Here is a 17,568-nt window from a genome sequence, read left to right as displayed (position 1 = left end):
TCTTTCGAAGCTTATTTCATTTGCTTGCCGCACCGTGTAAACCGTGTTTTCTTGGCCGGAATTAGAATATACCATGTAGAGATTTTGAATGCAAGTCTTTTTTTGAGTAATTATATATAACTCTACAATCTTTCTGTTTTTTCTACACTTCCACATTTATCTCACGTAAAAAGCCTCTCTATAAAAGAAAGGCCCTCTCATCAAGTTACTTTAATATCTATTGTTATCCGATAACCTCTTGGATGTGAAGCTGCCGTTGCTGCATCAGGTTAATGATGGTTCCTTCTACTGACACCATAGGCCGTGTAGGATGATCTCGATCAGAGAATACGATCTCTCCAATCTGGTTATTGCTGAGTTTCACTCGGATGCCATTATGGATCTGGGTCGACCGTTGAACAAATACACTTACGATTGCAGGATCCAATTTCCCAAATGCCTCACTTTGGATCTGTTCTAGGACTAGGTATGGTGATTGTGCCTTGCGGTAGATCTTCTCCAGCGTCATGGCGTGGAAAATATCAGCGATAGCTACAATCTTGGCATAAATATGAATCTGCGTCCCACTAAGCTGCAACGGGTAGCCTGAACCATCCACTTTTTCATGATGCTGTAAAGCTGCAAGTCTGGCTCCCTCATTAATGGCCTTTGCCTGTTTAAGGATCTGATAACCATATTTCGTATGCTGACGAATCTCTTCCTGCTCTGTAGCCGTCAACGTGGATGGTTTATGGAGTATCTGCGGATCTACCTTGTTGTTACCAATATCATGGAACAAGCCTGCAAAAGCCACTTGCATCCAATCCTTGGAGGGGAGATCGATCCATTGAGCCAGTTGATAGGATGTGATCGCACTCAGTACGGCATGGTGATATACATAATCATGTTCTTGCATTACTCGTGGACTGAAGGTAAGCACATTATATTGTTTGAGATGTGCAAACACAGCCTCCAACTGTGTACGTAACTCATAGACCGGTAATTCAGCCGCCAGAGAGGACAGGAAAGCATTTTTGGTTAGACCAACCATCTTCTCATACTCATCCTGCAAAGACGTTACTACAGGAGCTGTGGTGACGTTCCCTGTCTTCCCTGCCGGTTCACCATTGTTATCATTGGCAGAACTTCCTGCGGACACAGATGCACCTTTGGTTCCTGTACTACTCGACGCCATTCTTTCTTGTTCAATATCTACCTGTTGAATCATAAAGGCTCTGAGCACTTCCATATCCTTGGGTAAAATGACTTTTCCCTTCTGAAGCAGAACGTTGCCGCGAAGTGTTTGCACATCACTCCCAAGTTTGAGTCCTGGTTTGACTTCTGACAGGGTGATTAATCCCATGTGTATTCCCCTCACTCATCGTTCTTCTATGTTAATACAAACAAGACCATAGTCCCGGTTTTTCATGATATTTCCCATTATATTACTCAGGAATCAGGCTGTACATCCCAGATTCGGAAGAATAAAAGAAGAGATTCCTTTATACAAACAAAAGGGCTCCCGGTGGGAGCCCTCGCAATCTTCTTCCAATCTCAAAGAGATCAGTCTTTATAAAATTCTATTTTATGCTTCCGAACCGGAATCGTCGTCGCCCTCAACTTCATTAACCTCAGCGTCAGAAACGGTGCCTTCTTCCAAGCTTACTTCCGGAGCTTGGGACTCCTCGCCTTCCAAGCCTTCAAGCGACTCATCGTCTGGTTCCTCTTCATTTTTGTCAATTCGGCTGACTGTAGCTACTGAATCCTCGTCACGAATATGAATCAGCTTCACACCCTGCGTGTATCGACCCATAGTGGATATGCCTTCCATGCTCATCCGGATCAACGTACCGCTGGACGTGATAATCATCAGATCCTCTTCGGTTTTAACCATTTTGAGGCTGACTACTGAGCCGTTCTTCTCTGTGACATTAATAGTCTTGATCCCTTTACCGCCACGAGTCTGCATCCGATAATCACTGACAGGTGTACGTTTACCGTAACCTTTGGCTGTAACGATCAGAACATCAAGCTCTTTATCAACTACATCCATGCCGATAACAGCATCCTGTTCATCCAATGTAATCCCTTTGACCCCGGTTGCGCTACGTCCCATGGAACGTACATTACCTTCCGAGAATCGAATAGACATTCCGTGAGCTGTACCCATGATGATCTCTTGCAATCCATCGGTCAGCTTAACATCGATCAGAACGTCATCATCACGTAAGGAAATACCGATCAAGCCGCCTTTGCGGATATTGGTGTAATCCTCAAGTGGCGTCTTCTTCACAACCCCTTGGCGGGTAGCAAAGAACAAATATCTGTCACTTTCGAATTCCTGGACCGGAATTACGGCATTGACCGATTCGCCCTGCTCGATCTGGATCAGGTTGATAATCGGCGTTCCCCGAGCGGTACGTCCAAGCTCTGGAATCTCGTAAGCTTTGAGACGGTACACTTTACCTTTGTCAGTGAAGAACATGAGGTAATTGTGGGAGTTGGTCACAAACAGATGCTCGACAAAGTCAGTATCTTTCGTATCCATACCCACGACTCCACGTCCACCACGTTTCTGGCTGCGGTATGTGGATACCGGCAGACGTTTCACGTAGCCTGTATGAGTAATCGTAATGATAACCTCTTCACGTGGAATCAGGTCCTCATCCAGAATACTCTCTTCACCTACAGTGATCTCCGTACGACGATCATCGCTGAAGCGGTCGCGGATCTCTTGCAGCTCCGTACTGATAATCTCAAGCACCAGATGCTCATTGGCCAGAATTTCGCGATACTCTCTGATTTTGACCATAAGTTCGTTATATTCATTTTCAATACGTTCGCGTTCCAGACCTGTGAGTCGTTGCAAACGCATATCGAGAATAGCTTGAGCCTGATCATGACTGAGTGAGAAGCGCTCAATCAAACCTTCCCTTGCTGCATCCGCATTACTGGATGAACGAATCAACGTAATAATCTCGTCGATATGATCCAGCGCAATACGTAAACCTTCCAGAATGTGTGCACGAGCTTCAGCCTTTTTCAGTTCAAACTGCGTACGTCTGCGAATAACCTCAATCTGATGCTGCAGGTAGTGATACAACACTTCGCGCAAGTTCAGGATTTTAGGTTCTTTATTAACAATCGCAAGCATGTTAATCCCGAAAGTGGATTGCATCGATGTATGTTTGTACAGGTTGTTCAGGACAACCCCCGGATTCACGTCTCTGCGAAGCTCAATTACAACCCGCATACCATTACGGTCAGACTCATCACGAAGGTCAGTAATACCATCAATCTTTTTATCACGTACCAACTCGGCGATTTTCTCAACGAGTCTCGCCTTGTTTACCTGATAAGGCAACTCTGTAACGATAATTCGCGCCTTGTTGTTGTTCTCTTCGATGTTGGTTTTAGCCCGCATCGTTACTGAACCACGTCCGGTCTGATACGCCTGGCGGATGCCTGAGCGGCCCAAAATGTAGCCGGACGTAGGGAAGTCTGGTCCTTGAATGTAATCCATGAGTTCCATGGATGTAATGTCCGGATTTTGAATCATGGCCTGTACACCATCAATGACCTCACCCAGGTTATGAGGAGGAATATTGGTAGCCATACCTACCGCGATCCCGCCGACCCCATTGACAAGCAAGTTAGGAAAACGAGCAGGCAGAACGATTGGCTCATGTTCTTCACCGTCATAGTTTGGTTGGAAATCAATCGTATCCTTGTTGATATCTCTGAGCATTTCCATAGCAATCTTGGACAAACGTGCTTCGGTATAACGCATGGCTGCTGCCATATCACCATCGACCGATCCAAAGTTACCATGTCCATCTACATGCATATAACGCAGGGAGAAATCCTGTGCCATCCGTACCATCGTCTCGTAAACAGCAGAGTCACCGTGTGGGTGATACTTACCGATAACTTCGCCGACGATTCTGGCTGATTTTTTATGTGGTTTATCGGGTGTCATGCCAAGCTCTGACATCGCGTACAGAATACGCCGGTGAACCGGCTTCAATCCATCACGCACGTCAGGTAAGGCACGGCTAACGATGATGCTCATCGCATAATCCATAAACGATTCACGCATCTCGACGCCTATATCCCGATCTGTAATCTGAGAGTTCATTTCTTCCGCCATGCTGGACCTCCTTCTTGTCCTTCAACAAACGTTCCATTCCGTCATGCAAAAAAGTTGATTATATGTGAAAAGCCTAACAAGGCTAAAACCGCGCAAGAACGCTACTCTTTATTATATTACTTTCACAAAAGTTACACAATTAAACGTCCGCTGGGCAATAGCCTTTCTTCCGGGAACTTCTGCGTGTCTAGGGATACGCCCTGCCTTCCTCCCCAATTGCACATACAATGCTAGAAAAACGGCATATGTACTGTGCCTACCGAGGCTAAAGCCATTCCCGTCCTACGATCAAACTGCAAATTGTGCAGCTCATCGCACAAAACGCCATATTTCTCTATTATACCACTGAAATCGTCTCTTGTCCCTTGATTTCTCCGTGTCTGGTCCCTCTTTAGAACTGAACAAAACATGAAAGGACTGATGAATCTTGGGTATCCAACGCGTCTCCAGCAAATGGGCCAAAACAGCCGTGTTACAACGCAGTCGCATTGTGAATGAATATATCCCAGTGACCCGAAAATATAGCCGTCAAACTCTGGAACGAATGACTGAATTATTTGAGTCCAACTATATCAAACCGGACCGTGGCACTTACGGTAATGGCGTTATGCGGGTGAGAACAACCCGTTTATACGAACCTGTTGTTAATTCCGAAGATTCCACCACAGATGCAGAGGTTTCGGAAGAAACCAATGATCGAAACCTGCCTGATGAACCCGAAGCAAGTGCTATTATCTCCAGAGCTACCTATCTCACAACAACATATCATCTCCAATACGGTACAGAGGAGAGATCATTTCATTCTCTGGACGAACTCGAACGAGCACTGAATGATCGCATTCAGGAACGTGATTATATCATTCAACAGGGAATATCGCTGATGAAGCATGAAGATTTGCCTTTTGACTTGCGTGTGTTAACTCAGAAAAATCTGCAACACAACTGGGAAACAACAGGTGTTCTGGGACGTGTTGCTGCCCCTGGTAAAATCATCACCAACATTCATGGCGGTGGGCGATTGGCCACGTTTGAAGAACTCGTACTCCCCCATCTTCACCAGGATGGCTTCAAAAAACTTCGCACTGAGCTGTACCGCTTAGGTATTCATACCGCTGTGCAATTGCAAACATCATTTCCAAGACTCAAAGAGATTGGTATTGATATTGCGCTAGACGAAGCAGGGCGTCCCTGGATTCTTGAAGTCAACACACTTCCAGGCATTTACGCCTTTGGCTTATTACCGGACAAGGAGGCGTACCGGAAGATCAAACGTTATGCGATTGCGTACGGTCGTTTGCCCTCCAAAAAGGGTAAGAGCTCCCGTCCATCCCCTAAAGCACAGGCTTCATCTGCCAAAAAACGTATACGCAGATAACAAAGGGATATGGAGATCTAAGTATACGCCTTCCCTGTTCCATACCTTCCCTAATATAAAAAAGGCGCCCTCTCAGGCGCCTCTTCGAATATGTTAAATGTCGAGGTTTTTCACGTATTTTGCATTTTCCTGGATAAAGTCACGACGCGGTTCAACGTTATCCCCCATCAGGGTGTCAAACATGGTATCAGCAAGTATGGCATCATTAATCGATACTTGCATCATGGTCCGGCTCTCCGGATCCATCGTCGTTTCCCACAATTGTCCGGCATTCATCTCGCCAAGACCTTTGTAACGCTGAACGTTGAATTTCGCATTTTCGCCGAGCGTTGCAATAATTTCATCGCGCTCTCTCTCGGAACCGGCATAACGAATCACTTTGTTACGCTCAATCTTGAACAATGGCGGTTGTGCAATATATACATAACCTGCCTCAATGATTTTACGCATGTACCGATACAGGAATGTCAGCAATAGTGTTCGGATATGAGCACCATCAACGTCGGCATCGGTCATCAAAATGATTTTGTGATAGCGTGCTTTGGCAATATCGAAGTCATCACCAATACCCGTACCCATTGCCGTAATAATTGCTCTAATCTCCGCATTACCCAATATTCGGTCGAGACGAGCTTTTTCCACGTTCAAAATCTTACCACGCAGTGGCAAAATCGCTTGGAAATGACGATCCCGACCTTGCTTTGCTGATCCGCCTGCAGAGTCACCTTCGACGATGTACAATTCGCTGATTGAAGCATCCTTGGATGAACAGTCTGCCAGTTTACCTGGAAGTGAGCTCACTTCGAGTGCACCTTTACGACGTGTCAGTTCACGGGCTTTACGGGCAGCTTCACGCGCACGTGCTGCTTGCAGACCTTTTTCCAAAATGCGACGGGATACGGAAGGATTCTCTTCCAGGAACTCCTGAAGTTTCTCGGCAAACAAGGATTCGACAATCCCACGCACTTCGCTGTTGCCCAGCTTGGTCTTTGTCTGTCCTTCAAATTGCGGTTCCGGAATCTTGACCGAAATAATGGCCGTCAAACCTTCACGCACGTCATCCCCGGAAAGGTTCCCCGTGCTGTCCTTGATTACCCCCGCCTTACGGGCGTAGTCATTGATAATCCGCGTAAGGGCACTCTTGAAACCTGATTCATGCGTTCCGCCCTCATGCGTGTTGATATTGTTCGCGAAGGAATAGATATTCTCGGTGTAGTTGTCATTGTATTGCAGGGCAACTTCCACCTGGATGTTATCTCTGGAACCTTCGACGTAAATTGGATTCTCATGCAGGACTTCGCGCTTCTGGTTCAGGTAGGAGACGTATTCGATAATGCCGCCTTCGTACATGAACGAGTTGGTTGCACCTGTACGCTCATCCGTCAATGTAAGACCGATGCCCTTGTTCAGGAATGCCAGCTCACGAATCCGGGCAAGCAAGATGTCATATTCGAACACTCTTGTTTCCGTGAAAATTTCAGGATCTGGATGGAATCTAACCGTTGTTCCTGTTTCGTCGGTTGTACCGATCACTTTCAGGTCATACTGTGGAGCTCCACGGCGATATTCCTGTTGATAGATATGTCCCTCACGTTTAACCGTTACAACCACTTTTTCAGAGAGTGCATTCACAACGGACACACCAACACCATGCAAACCACCGGATACTTTATATCCGCCGCCGCCAAATTTTCCCCCTGCATGGAGGACAGTCATAACTACCTCAAGTGCAGGACGTTTCATTTTGGTATGTTCGCCGACAGGAATACCCCGTCCGTTATCGACTACAGTCACGCTATTGTCTTCATGGATACTAACCTCAATGTGGTCGCAGTAACCTGCAAGCGCTTCGTCAATACTGTTGTCCACTACTTCCCAGACCAGATGATGCAGGCCCTTGGAACTGGTGGAACCGATATACATGCCCGGACGCTTCCGTACGGCTTCCAATCCTTCAAGGACCTGAATTTCATTCGCATCATATGACGGTTGATTCATAGACATGCCTTTCACCTACTTCTATAGATTCAATATCGTAAATATGCGTTAACTAATAATTGTTTGCTGAAATAGGCAACGTCCTTCATTTCAGCAGCTATTCAAATTTAAAGACAAGCAGCAAAAGAGACATCTTTTATGCCACACAACGCTAGAGATCCGGAAAAATGTGAGCCCGCTTTTTCAGCGTGGCTGAGGAAATAGGCGAGTAGTACACAATGTTTTTGGTCACCACAATGGACTTGGCTTCCTCTTCGCCGATGTGTTCCACTGTTTTTTCCTGCTCGGCATGCGTGACATACTGCTTGGAGATCTTTGAGGATTTTTCAATCGATATATCAAAAATAGCGACCAATTCGGAAGAACGGATGATCTTCTCACCGCCCAGATGAATGTACATAAGCCCCTCACTCCTTAGCGTTCAACCTGTCCGGCATGAACGTGATAAATACTGGCATCTTTGAGCTTGTCAACGTTCAGGCTCTCGATCCCCGTAGCCGTAATAAAGGTTTGCACCTTGCTCTGGAACGTTTCGATCAGCTGCGTCTGGCGAAAAGGGTCCAGCTCGGACAGAACATCATCCAGCAACAGAACTGGATATTCTCCGATTTCTTCATGAATCAGTTCAATTTCCGCAAGTTTAAGGGACAACGCCGTTGTGCGCTGCTGCCCCTGCGAGCCATATGTTTGTACTTCCCGATCGTTAATGAAAAAGGACAGGTCATCCCGATGCGGCCCACTAAGGGTTGTGCCTCGGCGAATCTCCTGCTCTTTCATTTGTGATAATTTTATCATAAATTGGTCCATTAAGACAGCTTCATCTTCCTCAGCGGCTTCGCTGAAGGAAGGAAGGTAGGCCAGCCGCAAGACTTCTCCGCCTCCGGTGATCCCCTGATGAATCGTTTCTGCCCACTTTTGCAGTTTCTTTATGAATTGTTTCCTTTTTTTGACGATTTTAACACCATGCTCGACCAGTTGTTCATTCCACACCTCAAGCATGGTCTGGGCCGATGCCCCTTTTCCCCATAACTGCTTAAGCAAATTATTTCGTTGGACGAGCACTTTTTGGTATTGCTGCAGGTGGTACAGGTAGCCAGGTGCAACCTGTCCAATCTCCATGTCAAGAAACCGGCGGCGGACCCCCGGTGTGCCTTTTACAATCTCCAGATCCTCCGGTGCAAACATCACCACATTGAGCGCTCCGACAAAATCACTTAACTTGCGCTGCTCCAGGCCGTTAATCTTTGCTTTTTTGCCTTGTTGCGACAAAGATAGTTCAAGCTTGACCGATCCGTACTTTTTGTCGACCTCTGCTGCAAGTCTGGCACGTTCCTCACCGAAACGGATTAACTCCTTATCACGGGATGTACGGTGGCTCTTGGTGAGTGCAAGTACAAAAATCGCCTCTGCAAGATTGGTCTTGCCTTGGGCATTTTGCCCGATCAACAAGTTTACGGGACCAAAAGAATCCAGTCTCAGATGTTCATAATTGCGGAAATTCTGCAGATCAATGCTGTTCACAAACACGCGGTAACCTCCCTTTTATCCCGTCCGTCAGGAGGCAGCAGGATCGAACTGGTCTTCTTATTCTGCAGCAACTTCGAATGTGCCTTCTCCGTCCACTTCAACGATATCCCCAGGGTATAACTTACGTCCCCGGCGTTCCTCAGGCTCTTTATTCACACGTACAAGTCCTTCCTGAAGCAGAGCTTTGGCCATACCTCCAGTTGGGATGCAATCAGCCAATTTCAAAAATTGATCAAGCTTAATATATTCCGTACGAATCGTAACTTGGTTCACTATGATCTTCCTTTCGTTAGTTGGTCGTCCGATATGGCAATATCACGTAAAGGCTGTGACTGTCATCCAGCGGTTTCAAGATGATTGGACTCATGACTCCTGTAAAAGCGATCATCAGTTGCTCACTTTCAACAACTTTCAGCACATCCAGCATGTATTTGGAGTTGAACGAGATTTTTAACGGATCTCCTGTAAACTCGGCAGGTTCGATTTCTTCTCTTACTTTACCTAGCTCGGAAGAGCTTGAAGAAATTTCAACGGATCCCGAATCCATCGTTTGCATACGCACGATGTTTGTTTTCTCTTCACGCGACAGCAAATAAGCCCGGTCAATGGATTCACTTAATTTTTTTGTATCTAAAACAAGTTCTGTTTTGTATGACGTTGGAATAATTCTAGAAGTATCCGGATATGTTCCGTCCAAAATACGGGAGTAGAACAATACACGGTCGATTTTGAACAGAACCTGGTTATCTGCAACAACGATATCCACAAGGGTATTTTGATCCGGAACAATTTTGCTGAGTTCGTTCAGCGTTTTACCGGAAATGACCACGTTGTTAAAGCGGATACCTTCTGCATTATCCAGCATTGCTGATCGAGTAGCAAGACGGTGACGGTCTGTTGCCACAAATTTCAATTCGTTGTCACCCAAACTCCAGAGTACACCTGTCAGGATTGGAGTAGTCTCATGTGTGGAAATGGAGAAGACCGTTTGTTTGATCATATTTTTCAGCAAATCTCCTGGAATGGAGACGGTTTGGTTTTCTTCGATGCTTGGCAGTACCGGGAATTCTTCCGGATCCAGACCTACCAGTTGAATTTCGGTAGCACCTGCGGAGATAAAGGTGTTGAAGTTCTCTTTGACTTCCATGTGCACTTCCTGTGATGGCAGCTTCTTGATGATCTCCACAAAAAACTTGGCTGGCAAAACTACACTGCCGGGTTGATCTACCTGAACTACGCTTTTATCTCCATCTTCAAGCGGGATGAAGGATTGAATGGATATATCGGTGTCACTTGCTGTCAACGTTACACCTTGATGATTGACGTCGAATTTAATACCGCTCAGGATCGGAATCGTCGTACGGCTTGAGATCGCTTTGGATACTTGCTGTATGGAATCGTTTAAGTAGTTTTTCATTATGCTGATTTTCATGGTTTCACTCCTAGCTGTTTTTTTGGGTGTTGGGGTGTTAAAAGGTGTTTTTCAAAGGCCGAAGGCTAAGCTCCGAAATGGCTATTTTGGAGATGATATCTTTAAGATCTTTTTAGTAATAATAGTAATAGGGGCACTGAATATGTGGATAAGTGGGTATAAACCCGTACACCCAAGCCTATCCACATGTGTATACGTTGTGCATAGGCTTGGGACTTGTTCAGGTTGGATTCTTTATTTTTTCGGTTAAGTTGTTGATAACTTTATAGAGATCCTGATCGTTTTTAATCGCTTGGGAGATTTTTTCGTGAGCATGTATGACAGTGGTGTGATCTCGTCCTCCGAATGCTTCCCCAATTTTGGGCAGAGAAAAGTCTGTCAGTTCACGAGAGAGATACATGGCAATCTGTCTTGGAAAAGCAACTGCCTTGGTCCGTTTCCGTGCTTTGAAATCTTCAAGCTTAAGGCTATAATACTCGCCGACCTTTTGTTGGATGTCATGAATAGTGATCATTTTGGGACGACTGGAAGGAATAATATCCTTCAGTGCTTCAGCTGCCAGATGAGTGGTTACATCTTGATTAGTCAGTGAAGAATAAGCAACGACCCGAATCAGGGCGCCCTCCAGTTCACGGATGTTGGTGTCAATCTGGTTGGCAATGTACATCATCGCTTCATTCGGAATATCCAAGTTTTCCGCACGTGCCTTTTTCCGCAAAATTGCGATCCTTGTCTCCAAATCTGGAGGCTGGATATCCGTGATTAACCCCCATTCAAAGCGAGAACGAAGCCGTTCTTCCAATGTCGGAATTTCCTTCGGTGGTCTGTCGCTGGAGATGATAATCTGCTTCCGTTCCTCATGCAGCGCATTAAACGTATGGAAAAATTCCTCTTGTGTTGATTCTTTTCCCGCCAAGAACTGAATATCATCAATGAGCAAAATGTCGACGCTCCGGTATTTGTTACGGAAGCTCTCCCCGCGGTTGTCACGGATCGAGTTAATGAATTCGTTCGTGAATTTCTCAGACGACAAATAAACGACTTTGCTGCCCGGATCATGCTCCAGAACATAATGTCCGATCGCATGCATCAAGTGAGTTTTACCGAGACCTACTCCTCCATACAGAAAGAGAGGATTGTAAGCTTTGGCGGGCGCTTCAGCGACCGCCAGCGATGCGGCATGGGCAAAACGGTTGCCCGGCCCGATGACAAATGTATCGAACGTATATTTCGGATTCAGCATGCTGAGTACGGCTTCTTCCTGTACAACTGTAGGCGTTGGCGCCGGCAGTTGCGGGTCCGGTTCAGCAGGCTTGTTCTCTTCGATGACAAATTTCACATCGACTTGCTTGCCAAGCAACTCGTATACCGTCGAGCCAACCAATTTGGTGTAACGGCTCTCCAGCCATTCGACGGCAAACGTGGTTGGTGCGGAAATGACGATTGAACGGTCATTCAGCTTTGTGGCTTTGGTTGCTTTGAACCAGGTGTCAAAGCTGGGTTTGCTGAGTTTGTTTTGTATGATTGATAAAATTTGCTGCCATAAATCAGAAGTATGGCTGTCCACAGACTGTCACTCCTTTTACATGTTCCAAGTGTGGCTTAAGCCATGATGCAGTGTCGAAATACGAGATATATTGTTGAATTTATCCCCAAACCCCCGCAGGTCGAAAACAAAAAAAGTATGAACAACGGAAAATTGTTCACAACTTTATCCACAGGCTGTTGATAATATTATGGGTCAGATCACATATTCACATCCAAAAGTAATACAATCATAGCAAAAGAAACCCCGCATTTCAACGTATCGCGTGATTTTATCCACAAATTCAATAACTTGTGTATAATTTTTAGTCACAACACAATATATTGTTTATAAACTGTTTAATTTTCGACAGAATGACCCAAAAACCAAAAATGTCTTATACACAGGTTATCCGTCAAATGATGCCAAATTGTGTGTAAAAGTATTCTTCGTTTGTGAATAACCTGTCTGTGGATAACCGTGAAGTGAAAATGGAGCATGATTGAGATCGGAAAAAGAGTGACCTCTCACCCTCGTGTTTTTCTTGCCAATGGGGCGATGGTGAAAGCGACGAATTCAGTATCTGGATGGGAGACGGAGAGGGGGAGTAAACTCATGCTTTTAATTGAACAAGATCAGTGGTGTATTTTCTAAGTAGATGGTAATTCTGTGATGACAATGTATAAGGATAATGGACATAGATGACTTCATTTTGAGACATATGTAATGAGAATTATCAGGATCAAGAGGTAAGCTGATGATCGAATATGGAGGTTGAAGTGTATGAATGTATAATATGAAATCAAAGGATAGATTATGCGTGTATAGCAAAAGAGGGTGTCCTCTAAAACCGATTTTTGGTTTTAGAGGACACCCTCTTTTTTTGGTGCAGGGACGAAGTATGGATTGATGATTTAGAGACGGGGAAGGGACATCTTACGCTGGAATTCAGCGATATCTGCGTATTCCTCTTCCAGTTTGCGAGAGATCCGAATAAAGATGGGCAGCAGCTCTTGGTAGAGTACAGCATTCTCTTTGACAGGGGTATGTCGATGCGTTGTACCGACCATGGAAGAAACGGCATGAAGCGATTGGATCCGCCCTGTAGCGTACAAACCAAGCACGACGGCACCCAGACAGGAACTTTCGAAGCTCTCGGGCACAACCACTTCCTGATTGAAGATATCAGACATCATCTGGCGCCAGAGAGGAGAACGTGCAAACCCACCTGTGGCTTGAATGGAGGTAGGTTGCCCAATCTGTTCTTCCATGGCGAGCAGTACCGTATATAGGTTGAAAATAACCCCTTCCAGGACAGCACGAATCATATGCTCTTTCTGGTGATGGAGTGTTAAGCCAAAAAAGGAGCCACGGGCATCCGGATTCCATAAAGGGGCACGTTCGCCCGAAAGGTACGGATGGAACAGAAGCCCTTCCGATCCCGGCCGGACACGTTCGGCAATTTTGGTCAGTACATCATAGGAATTGATGCCAAGTCGTTTCGCTGTCTCCACTTCAGACGCGGCGAATTCATCCCGCACCCAACGAAACAGCATGCCACCGTTATTCACAGGTCCACCAATGACCCAAAGATTCTCTGTGAGGGCATAACAGAAGGTTCGACCTTTGGGATCGGTAACCGGACGGTCCACGACAGTGCGAATGGCCCCGCTGGTTCCGATGGTTGCTGCGACAACACCAGGTTCAATGGCATTTACGCCGAGATTGGATAAAACCCCATCACTTGCGCCAATAACAAAGGGCGTAGAGGGGGAGAGAGCCATTTTTTCAGCCGATTCGTGATTCATTCCTTCTAATATATGTGTTGTAGGTACAAGCTTCGAGAGATGGTCGGGTGTAATGCCTGTAACCTCAAGGGCCTCTGCGTCCCAGTCCAGTTGTTCCAGATTGAGCAAACCTGTGCAGGAAGCGATGGAATGGTCGACGACATATTGTCCGAATAGACGGAAGAACAGATATTCTTTAATCGAAATAAATTTGGCGGTACTCTCAAAAAGTTCAGGTTCATCGTGGCGCAGCCACATTAATTTGGTCAGCGGTGACATGGGATGGATCGGTGTACCTGTGCGCAGATAGATGCGATGGCCCAATCCATTCTCTTGCAGCTTGGCAGACCAAGCTGCACTTCGATTATCCGCCCAGGTGATGCAACGGGTTAAGGGTTTATTATCCTGTCCCATGGCAATGACACTATGCATAGCCGAGCTGCAGGATACAAACAGGATCTGCTCGGCAGCAACACCACTCTGATCCATGACTCCTCGTACAGAGCGGAGGGCCGCCTGTACAATCTCTTCAGGGTCCTGCTCGGCAACATCGGGTGCCGGGGTATACAAAGGGTATTCCTGCGTTGAGGTACTGATGACGGAGCCCTGCTCGGTAAATAACACGGATTTGGTACTGGTGGTACCAATATCGATCCCAATCATATAGTTGTTCATGTATTTAATCCTTCTTTCTCCAGAAAGCGATAAGATTTTAATTTCTTTCTACTATAGATACTCCATTTATACCACTGTACTCAGGAGCAAAATAAAGATCAGTCCCACTACAGATAATAGTGTTTCCATAACGGTCCACGTTTTCAATGTCTGGGAAACGCTCATATTAAAGAATTCTTTGATCATCCAGAATCCCGCATCGTTTACATGAGACAAGATGAGTGACCCCGCACCTGTGGCGAGTACAACCAGCTCAATATTGGCCCCTGGTGTGAGTGCAAGCACTGGAGCGACAATACCGGCGGCTGTTGTCATGGCTACGGTTGCTGAACCGGTAGCTACACGAATGAGCCCAGCGACAAGCCAGGCAAACAGGATCACGTTGATGTTGGCATGGGTAGCGACTTCAGCAATCGCGTTACCCACACCACTATTGATCAATACCTGTTTGAAGGCACCGCCTCCACCAATAATGAGAATGATGGTCGCCGTAGGCGCCAGACATTCACTGGTGAAACGGGAAATATCGTGTTTGGTGAATCCACGTGCAAAGCCGAGTGAAAAGAGGGCAAATACAACTGAAATGAGCAAAGCAATGATCTCATGACCGATAAATTCACTGAAAACGGTGAAACCGCTCGTGGCATTTGGGTCAATGATGCTTGCTATGGAACCAATCAGCATCAAAATAACCGGCAGCAATATGGTAAACAGGGTAATACCAAACCCAGGCATGTTGCTGTTTGTTTTGGTTGCGAATTGTTCAGCCAGTTCTGCTGGCGGTTCGGTGTGTATTCTTTTTCCAATAAATTTACCAAACAAGGGACCTGCAATAATCGCTGTAGGAATACCAACAATAAGAGAGTACAAAATGGTTTTACCCAGATCCGCGCTGAAGGCTTCAATTGCTATCATTGGCGCTGGATGGGGTGGAACCAAACCGTGTACAGTCGACAGACCTGCCAAAATGGGAATACCAATCTGCAGCAAAGACATGTTGGTTTTACGTGCAACGGTAAAAATGATGGGAATCATCAAAATCACGCCAACTTCGAAGAAAACGGGAATACCCACGATAAATCCAACAATCATCATGGCCCAGTGCACACGTTTCACACCGAACCGATCAACCAATGTAGTTGCAATGCGCTCGGCACCGCCAGATTCGGCCATCATCTTACCAAGCATCGTACCGAGAGCAATAACAATTGCAATGGTTCCAAGTGTGCCGCCAAGTCCCCCGGTAATGGAAGAGATCAGATCGGCAGGTTTCATGCCTGTAAGCAAACCGAGCATTAATGCGGACAACAGCAGGGTGATAAAGGGATTCCATTTATACTTGGAAATCAAAACGATCAGAAAAACGATCGCAATTAACGTCCAAACCAATAATGTTGCGTTGTGGGATAGTCCAAAAAGAGTGCTCATGATGTTGTGTGCTCCTTTATTTCTGATATAGAACGCTTACAAGTAAAATTATCGTCAACAAATAAATGTGTACCAGTATCGCAGAAGGTGTTGGCGAAAAAATGTAGTTTTATCATGCCCAAATTTGAAACAAAATCGCATTTTGTATACTTGTCGACAAGTTAAGCCGCAATCATTCACGACGGATATGATTGCAAACACCTGCACCGATTAGGAATCAAAGCTTTCGTGCAGGGTTTTGCCAGAATCTTGGAAATACGTGCGGACTCCAGCCTGAATGAGCATCTTGTCACCTGATTCAAGTGCTTCAACAAGCAAAAGGTGTTTCTCAATTACAGCGCTTACTTTCTGCTCGCCTTGAACAAATACTCTGCGCGTTGTGAGCAACATAACGGTCATCACAACATATCGAATACTCTTCCATAGATGTGAAATACGGGAATGCTGAGCAGCTTCAATAATCGTTTCATGGAAAACGAGATCCTGATAGGCGAATTCGACGGCGTCCTGATGCCGTCCAGCAAGTTGCATTTTGTCGATCACGTTACGCAACTGGGTGATTAATGATTCTGGGACATCACCAGCGAGTCGCTGCTGCACAAAACTTTCAATCAGGAAACGGACATCATACAATTCTTCAACATCCTTGATTCGTAGTCCAATGACAACGACCCCCATACGTTCAAGTCGAATAAGTCCTTCATTGGACAATGTTCGTAACGCTTCACGAACAGGTGAACGACTGCTGTCAAAATCAGCCGCAATTCGATTTTCCGACAAAATCTCTCCAGGTCGAAGGGTACCGCTGATGATCCGCAGCCTTAATTCGCAGGCAATGGCTTCACCACGGGAAGCCCCTTGAAGCCAGGAAGAAGGAAATAACATATGGCTAACGCTCCTATTAATAAGTAATCAGTTCATTACTGATCATAGCATAACTATTTTGCGGACTGGACATTCAGTTCAATCCATAGTCTGTAGCTACAAGCTAACGGTTAATGTTCTTTTCAAAGGACTACTTGTATACAAGATGTGATTTTTATCCTACACCTTTCTCAAAAGCTTGTAAACCTTAATTGAAGCGGATACAACCGGATTAGAATATGACGATATTAATAGCCTATAATCATTATCCACATGTGAATAACTTTAAACAGGATGAAATGAAGGAGATAACAGGTATTGGAGGGTGTGGATAACTATAAAAGCTGAAATATGGTGATCTGATCGGGGTCTGGGGATAACTTTCAGGACTCTCTTCGGGGCTTGAAATTGGTATTGAAGTGAACGGACTGTGGTCATTACTATGGGTGGGATGAAGAGTGTATATAAAAGAGGGAGAAGCCTTGCGCCATGCAGTTGACTTTTCCAGGTGATCATGGTTAAATATATAAAGGTGTTTTCTGTGAAGATGAAAGTGATTCATCACATAAGTATTTCCTTGTGAGGAGGTGCAATACATTGAGACCTACATTCAAACCGAACGTTAGCAAACGTAAAAAAGTTCATGGTTTCCGGAAAAGAATGAGCACGAGCAACGGCCGTAAAATTTTGGCCGCACGTCGCCTTAAAGGCCGTAAAAACCTGAGTGCTTAATGCATTGAAGACCACCGAGGTGGTCTTTTTTTTCTTAATTAGCTCAAATCAGACTGGATGCTGCTACAGATCAGGTCTGAATGGTCTGCGAAAAAG

General features: G+C 45.5%; 13 protein-coding genes. 2 read left to right on the top strand and 11 right to left on the bottom strand.

The window, feature by feature from the left end:
• Positions 1-223: 223 nt before the first annotated feature.
• Together C170_RS16975 and gyrA are read right to left on the bottom strand one after the other, a co-directional pair.
• Positions 224-1,342, bottom strand: a complete 1,119-nt coding sequence (locus tag C170_RS16975; RefSeq protein ID WP_036612005.1) for an HD-GYP domain-containing protein — start codon at positions 1,340-1,342, stop codon at positions 224-226.
• A gap of 222 nt (positions 1,343-1,564) precedes the next feature.
• A complete protein-coding gene (gene gyrA, locus C170_RS16970; protein ID WP_036612002.1) occupies positions 1,565-4,129 on the bottom strand; it encodes a DNA gyrase subunit A in 2,565 nt (854 codons plus the stop codon).
• Positions 4,130-4,556: 427 nt separating this feature from the next.
• Between gyrA and C170_RS16965 the strand changes: the two genes are divergently transcribed.
• A complete protein-coding gene (locus tag C170_RS16965) occupies positions 4,557-5,504 on the top strand; it encodes a YheC/YheD family protein (protein WP_036612000.1) in 948 nt (315 codons plus the stop codon).
• Positions 5,505-5,597: 93 nt separating this feature from the next.
• Here C170_RS16965 and gyrB read toward each other — a convergent pair whose 3' ends face one another.
• The 9 genes from gyrB to C170_RS16920 all read right to left on the bottom strand — a co-directional run bounded on the left by gyrB (position 5,598) and on the right by C170_RS16920 (position 16,761).
• A complete protein-coding gene (gene gyrB, locus C170_RS16960; protein ID WP_036611997.1) occupies positions 5,598-7,508 on the bottom strand; it encodes a DNA topoisomerase (ATP-hydrolyzing) subunit B in 1,911 nt (636 codons plus the stop codon).
• A 145-nt stretch (positions 7,509-7,653) separates the two neighbouring features.
• A complete protein-coding gene (gene remB / locus C170_RS16955; RefSeq protein ID WP_017691405.1) occupies positions 7,654-7,902 on the bottom strand; it encodes an extracellular matrix regulator RemB in 249 nt (82 codons plus the stop codon).
• Positions 7,903-7,916: 14 nt separating this feature from the next.
• Complete coding sequence (gene recF / locus C170_RS16950) at positions 7,917-9,029, bottom strand: DNA replication/repair protein RecF (RefSeq protein WP_017691406.1); 1,113 nt, start codon at positions 9,027-9,029, stop codon at positions 7,917-7,919.
• A gap of 57 nt (positions 9,030-9,086) precedes the next feature.
• A complete protein-coding gene (gene yaaA, locus C170_RS16945) occupies positions 9,087-9,302 on the bottom strand; it encodes a S4 domain-containing protein YaaA (RefSeq protein WP_036611994.1) in 216 nt (71 codons plus the stop codon).
• A 16-nt stretch (positions 9,303-9,318) separates the two neighbouring features.
• Positions 9,319-10,461 (bottom strand): DNA polymerase III subunit beta, encoded by a 1,143-nt coding sequence (gene dnaN, locus C170_RS16940; RefSeq protein WP_017691408.1) that lies wholly within the window; start codon positions 10,459-10,461, stop codon positions 9,319-9,321.
• Between the two features lie 220 nt (positions 10,462-10,681).
• Positions 10,682-12,028, bottom strand: coding sequence for a chromosomal replication initiator protein DnaA (gene dnaA / locus C170_RS16935; protein WP_036611990.1), 1,347 nt, complete (start codon positions 12,026-12,028; stop codon positions 10,682-10,684).
• Between the two features lie 872 nt (positions 12,029-12,900).
• Positions 12,901-14,448 (bottom strand): gluconokinase, encoded by a 1,548-nt coding sequence (gntK, locus tag C170_RS16930; protein WP_036611988.1) that lies wholly within the window; start codon positions 14,446-14,448, stop codon positions 12,901-12,903.
• A 66-nt stretch (positions 14,449-14,514) separates the two neighbouring features.
• On the bottom strand, positions 14,515-15,876 hold the full coding sequence (locus C170_RS16925; protein WP_036611985.1) for a GntT/GntP/DsdX family permease: 1,362 nt from the start codon (positions 15,874-15,876) through the stop codon (positions 14,515-14,517).
• Between the two features lie 210 nt (positions 15,877-16,086).
• Entirely contained in the window at positions 16,087-16,761 is a 675-nt protein-coding gene (locus C170_RS16920) for a GntR family transcriptional regulator (RefSeq protein WP_036611983.1), read from the bottom strand.
• A 576-nt stretch (positions 16,762-17,337) separates the two neighbouring features.
• On the opposite strand from C170_RS16920, the gene rpmH reads away from it, so the two are divergent.
• The gene (gene rpmH, locus C170_RS16915; protein WP_017691413.1) at positions 17,338-17,472 is read left to right on the top strand and encodes a 50S ribosomal protein L34; all 135 of its coding nucleotides are present in this window, start codon (positions 17,338-17,340) and stop codon (positions 17,470-17,472) included.
• Positions 17,473-17,568 lie beyond the last annotated feature (96 nt).

Source organism: Paenibacillus sp. FSL H7-689 (assembly GCF_000517905.1).
GTDB lineage: Bacteria > Bacillota > Bacilli > Paenibacillales > Paenibacillaceae > Paenibacillus > Paenibacillus amylolyticus.
Note: the sequence above shows the minus strand (reverse complement) of the source record. Positions and strands in the feature narration are given on the sequence as shown.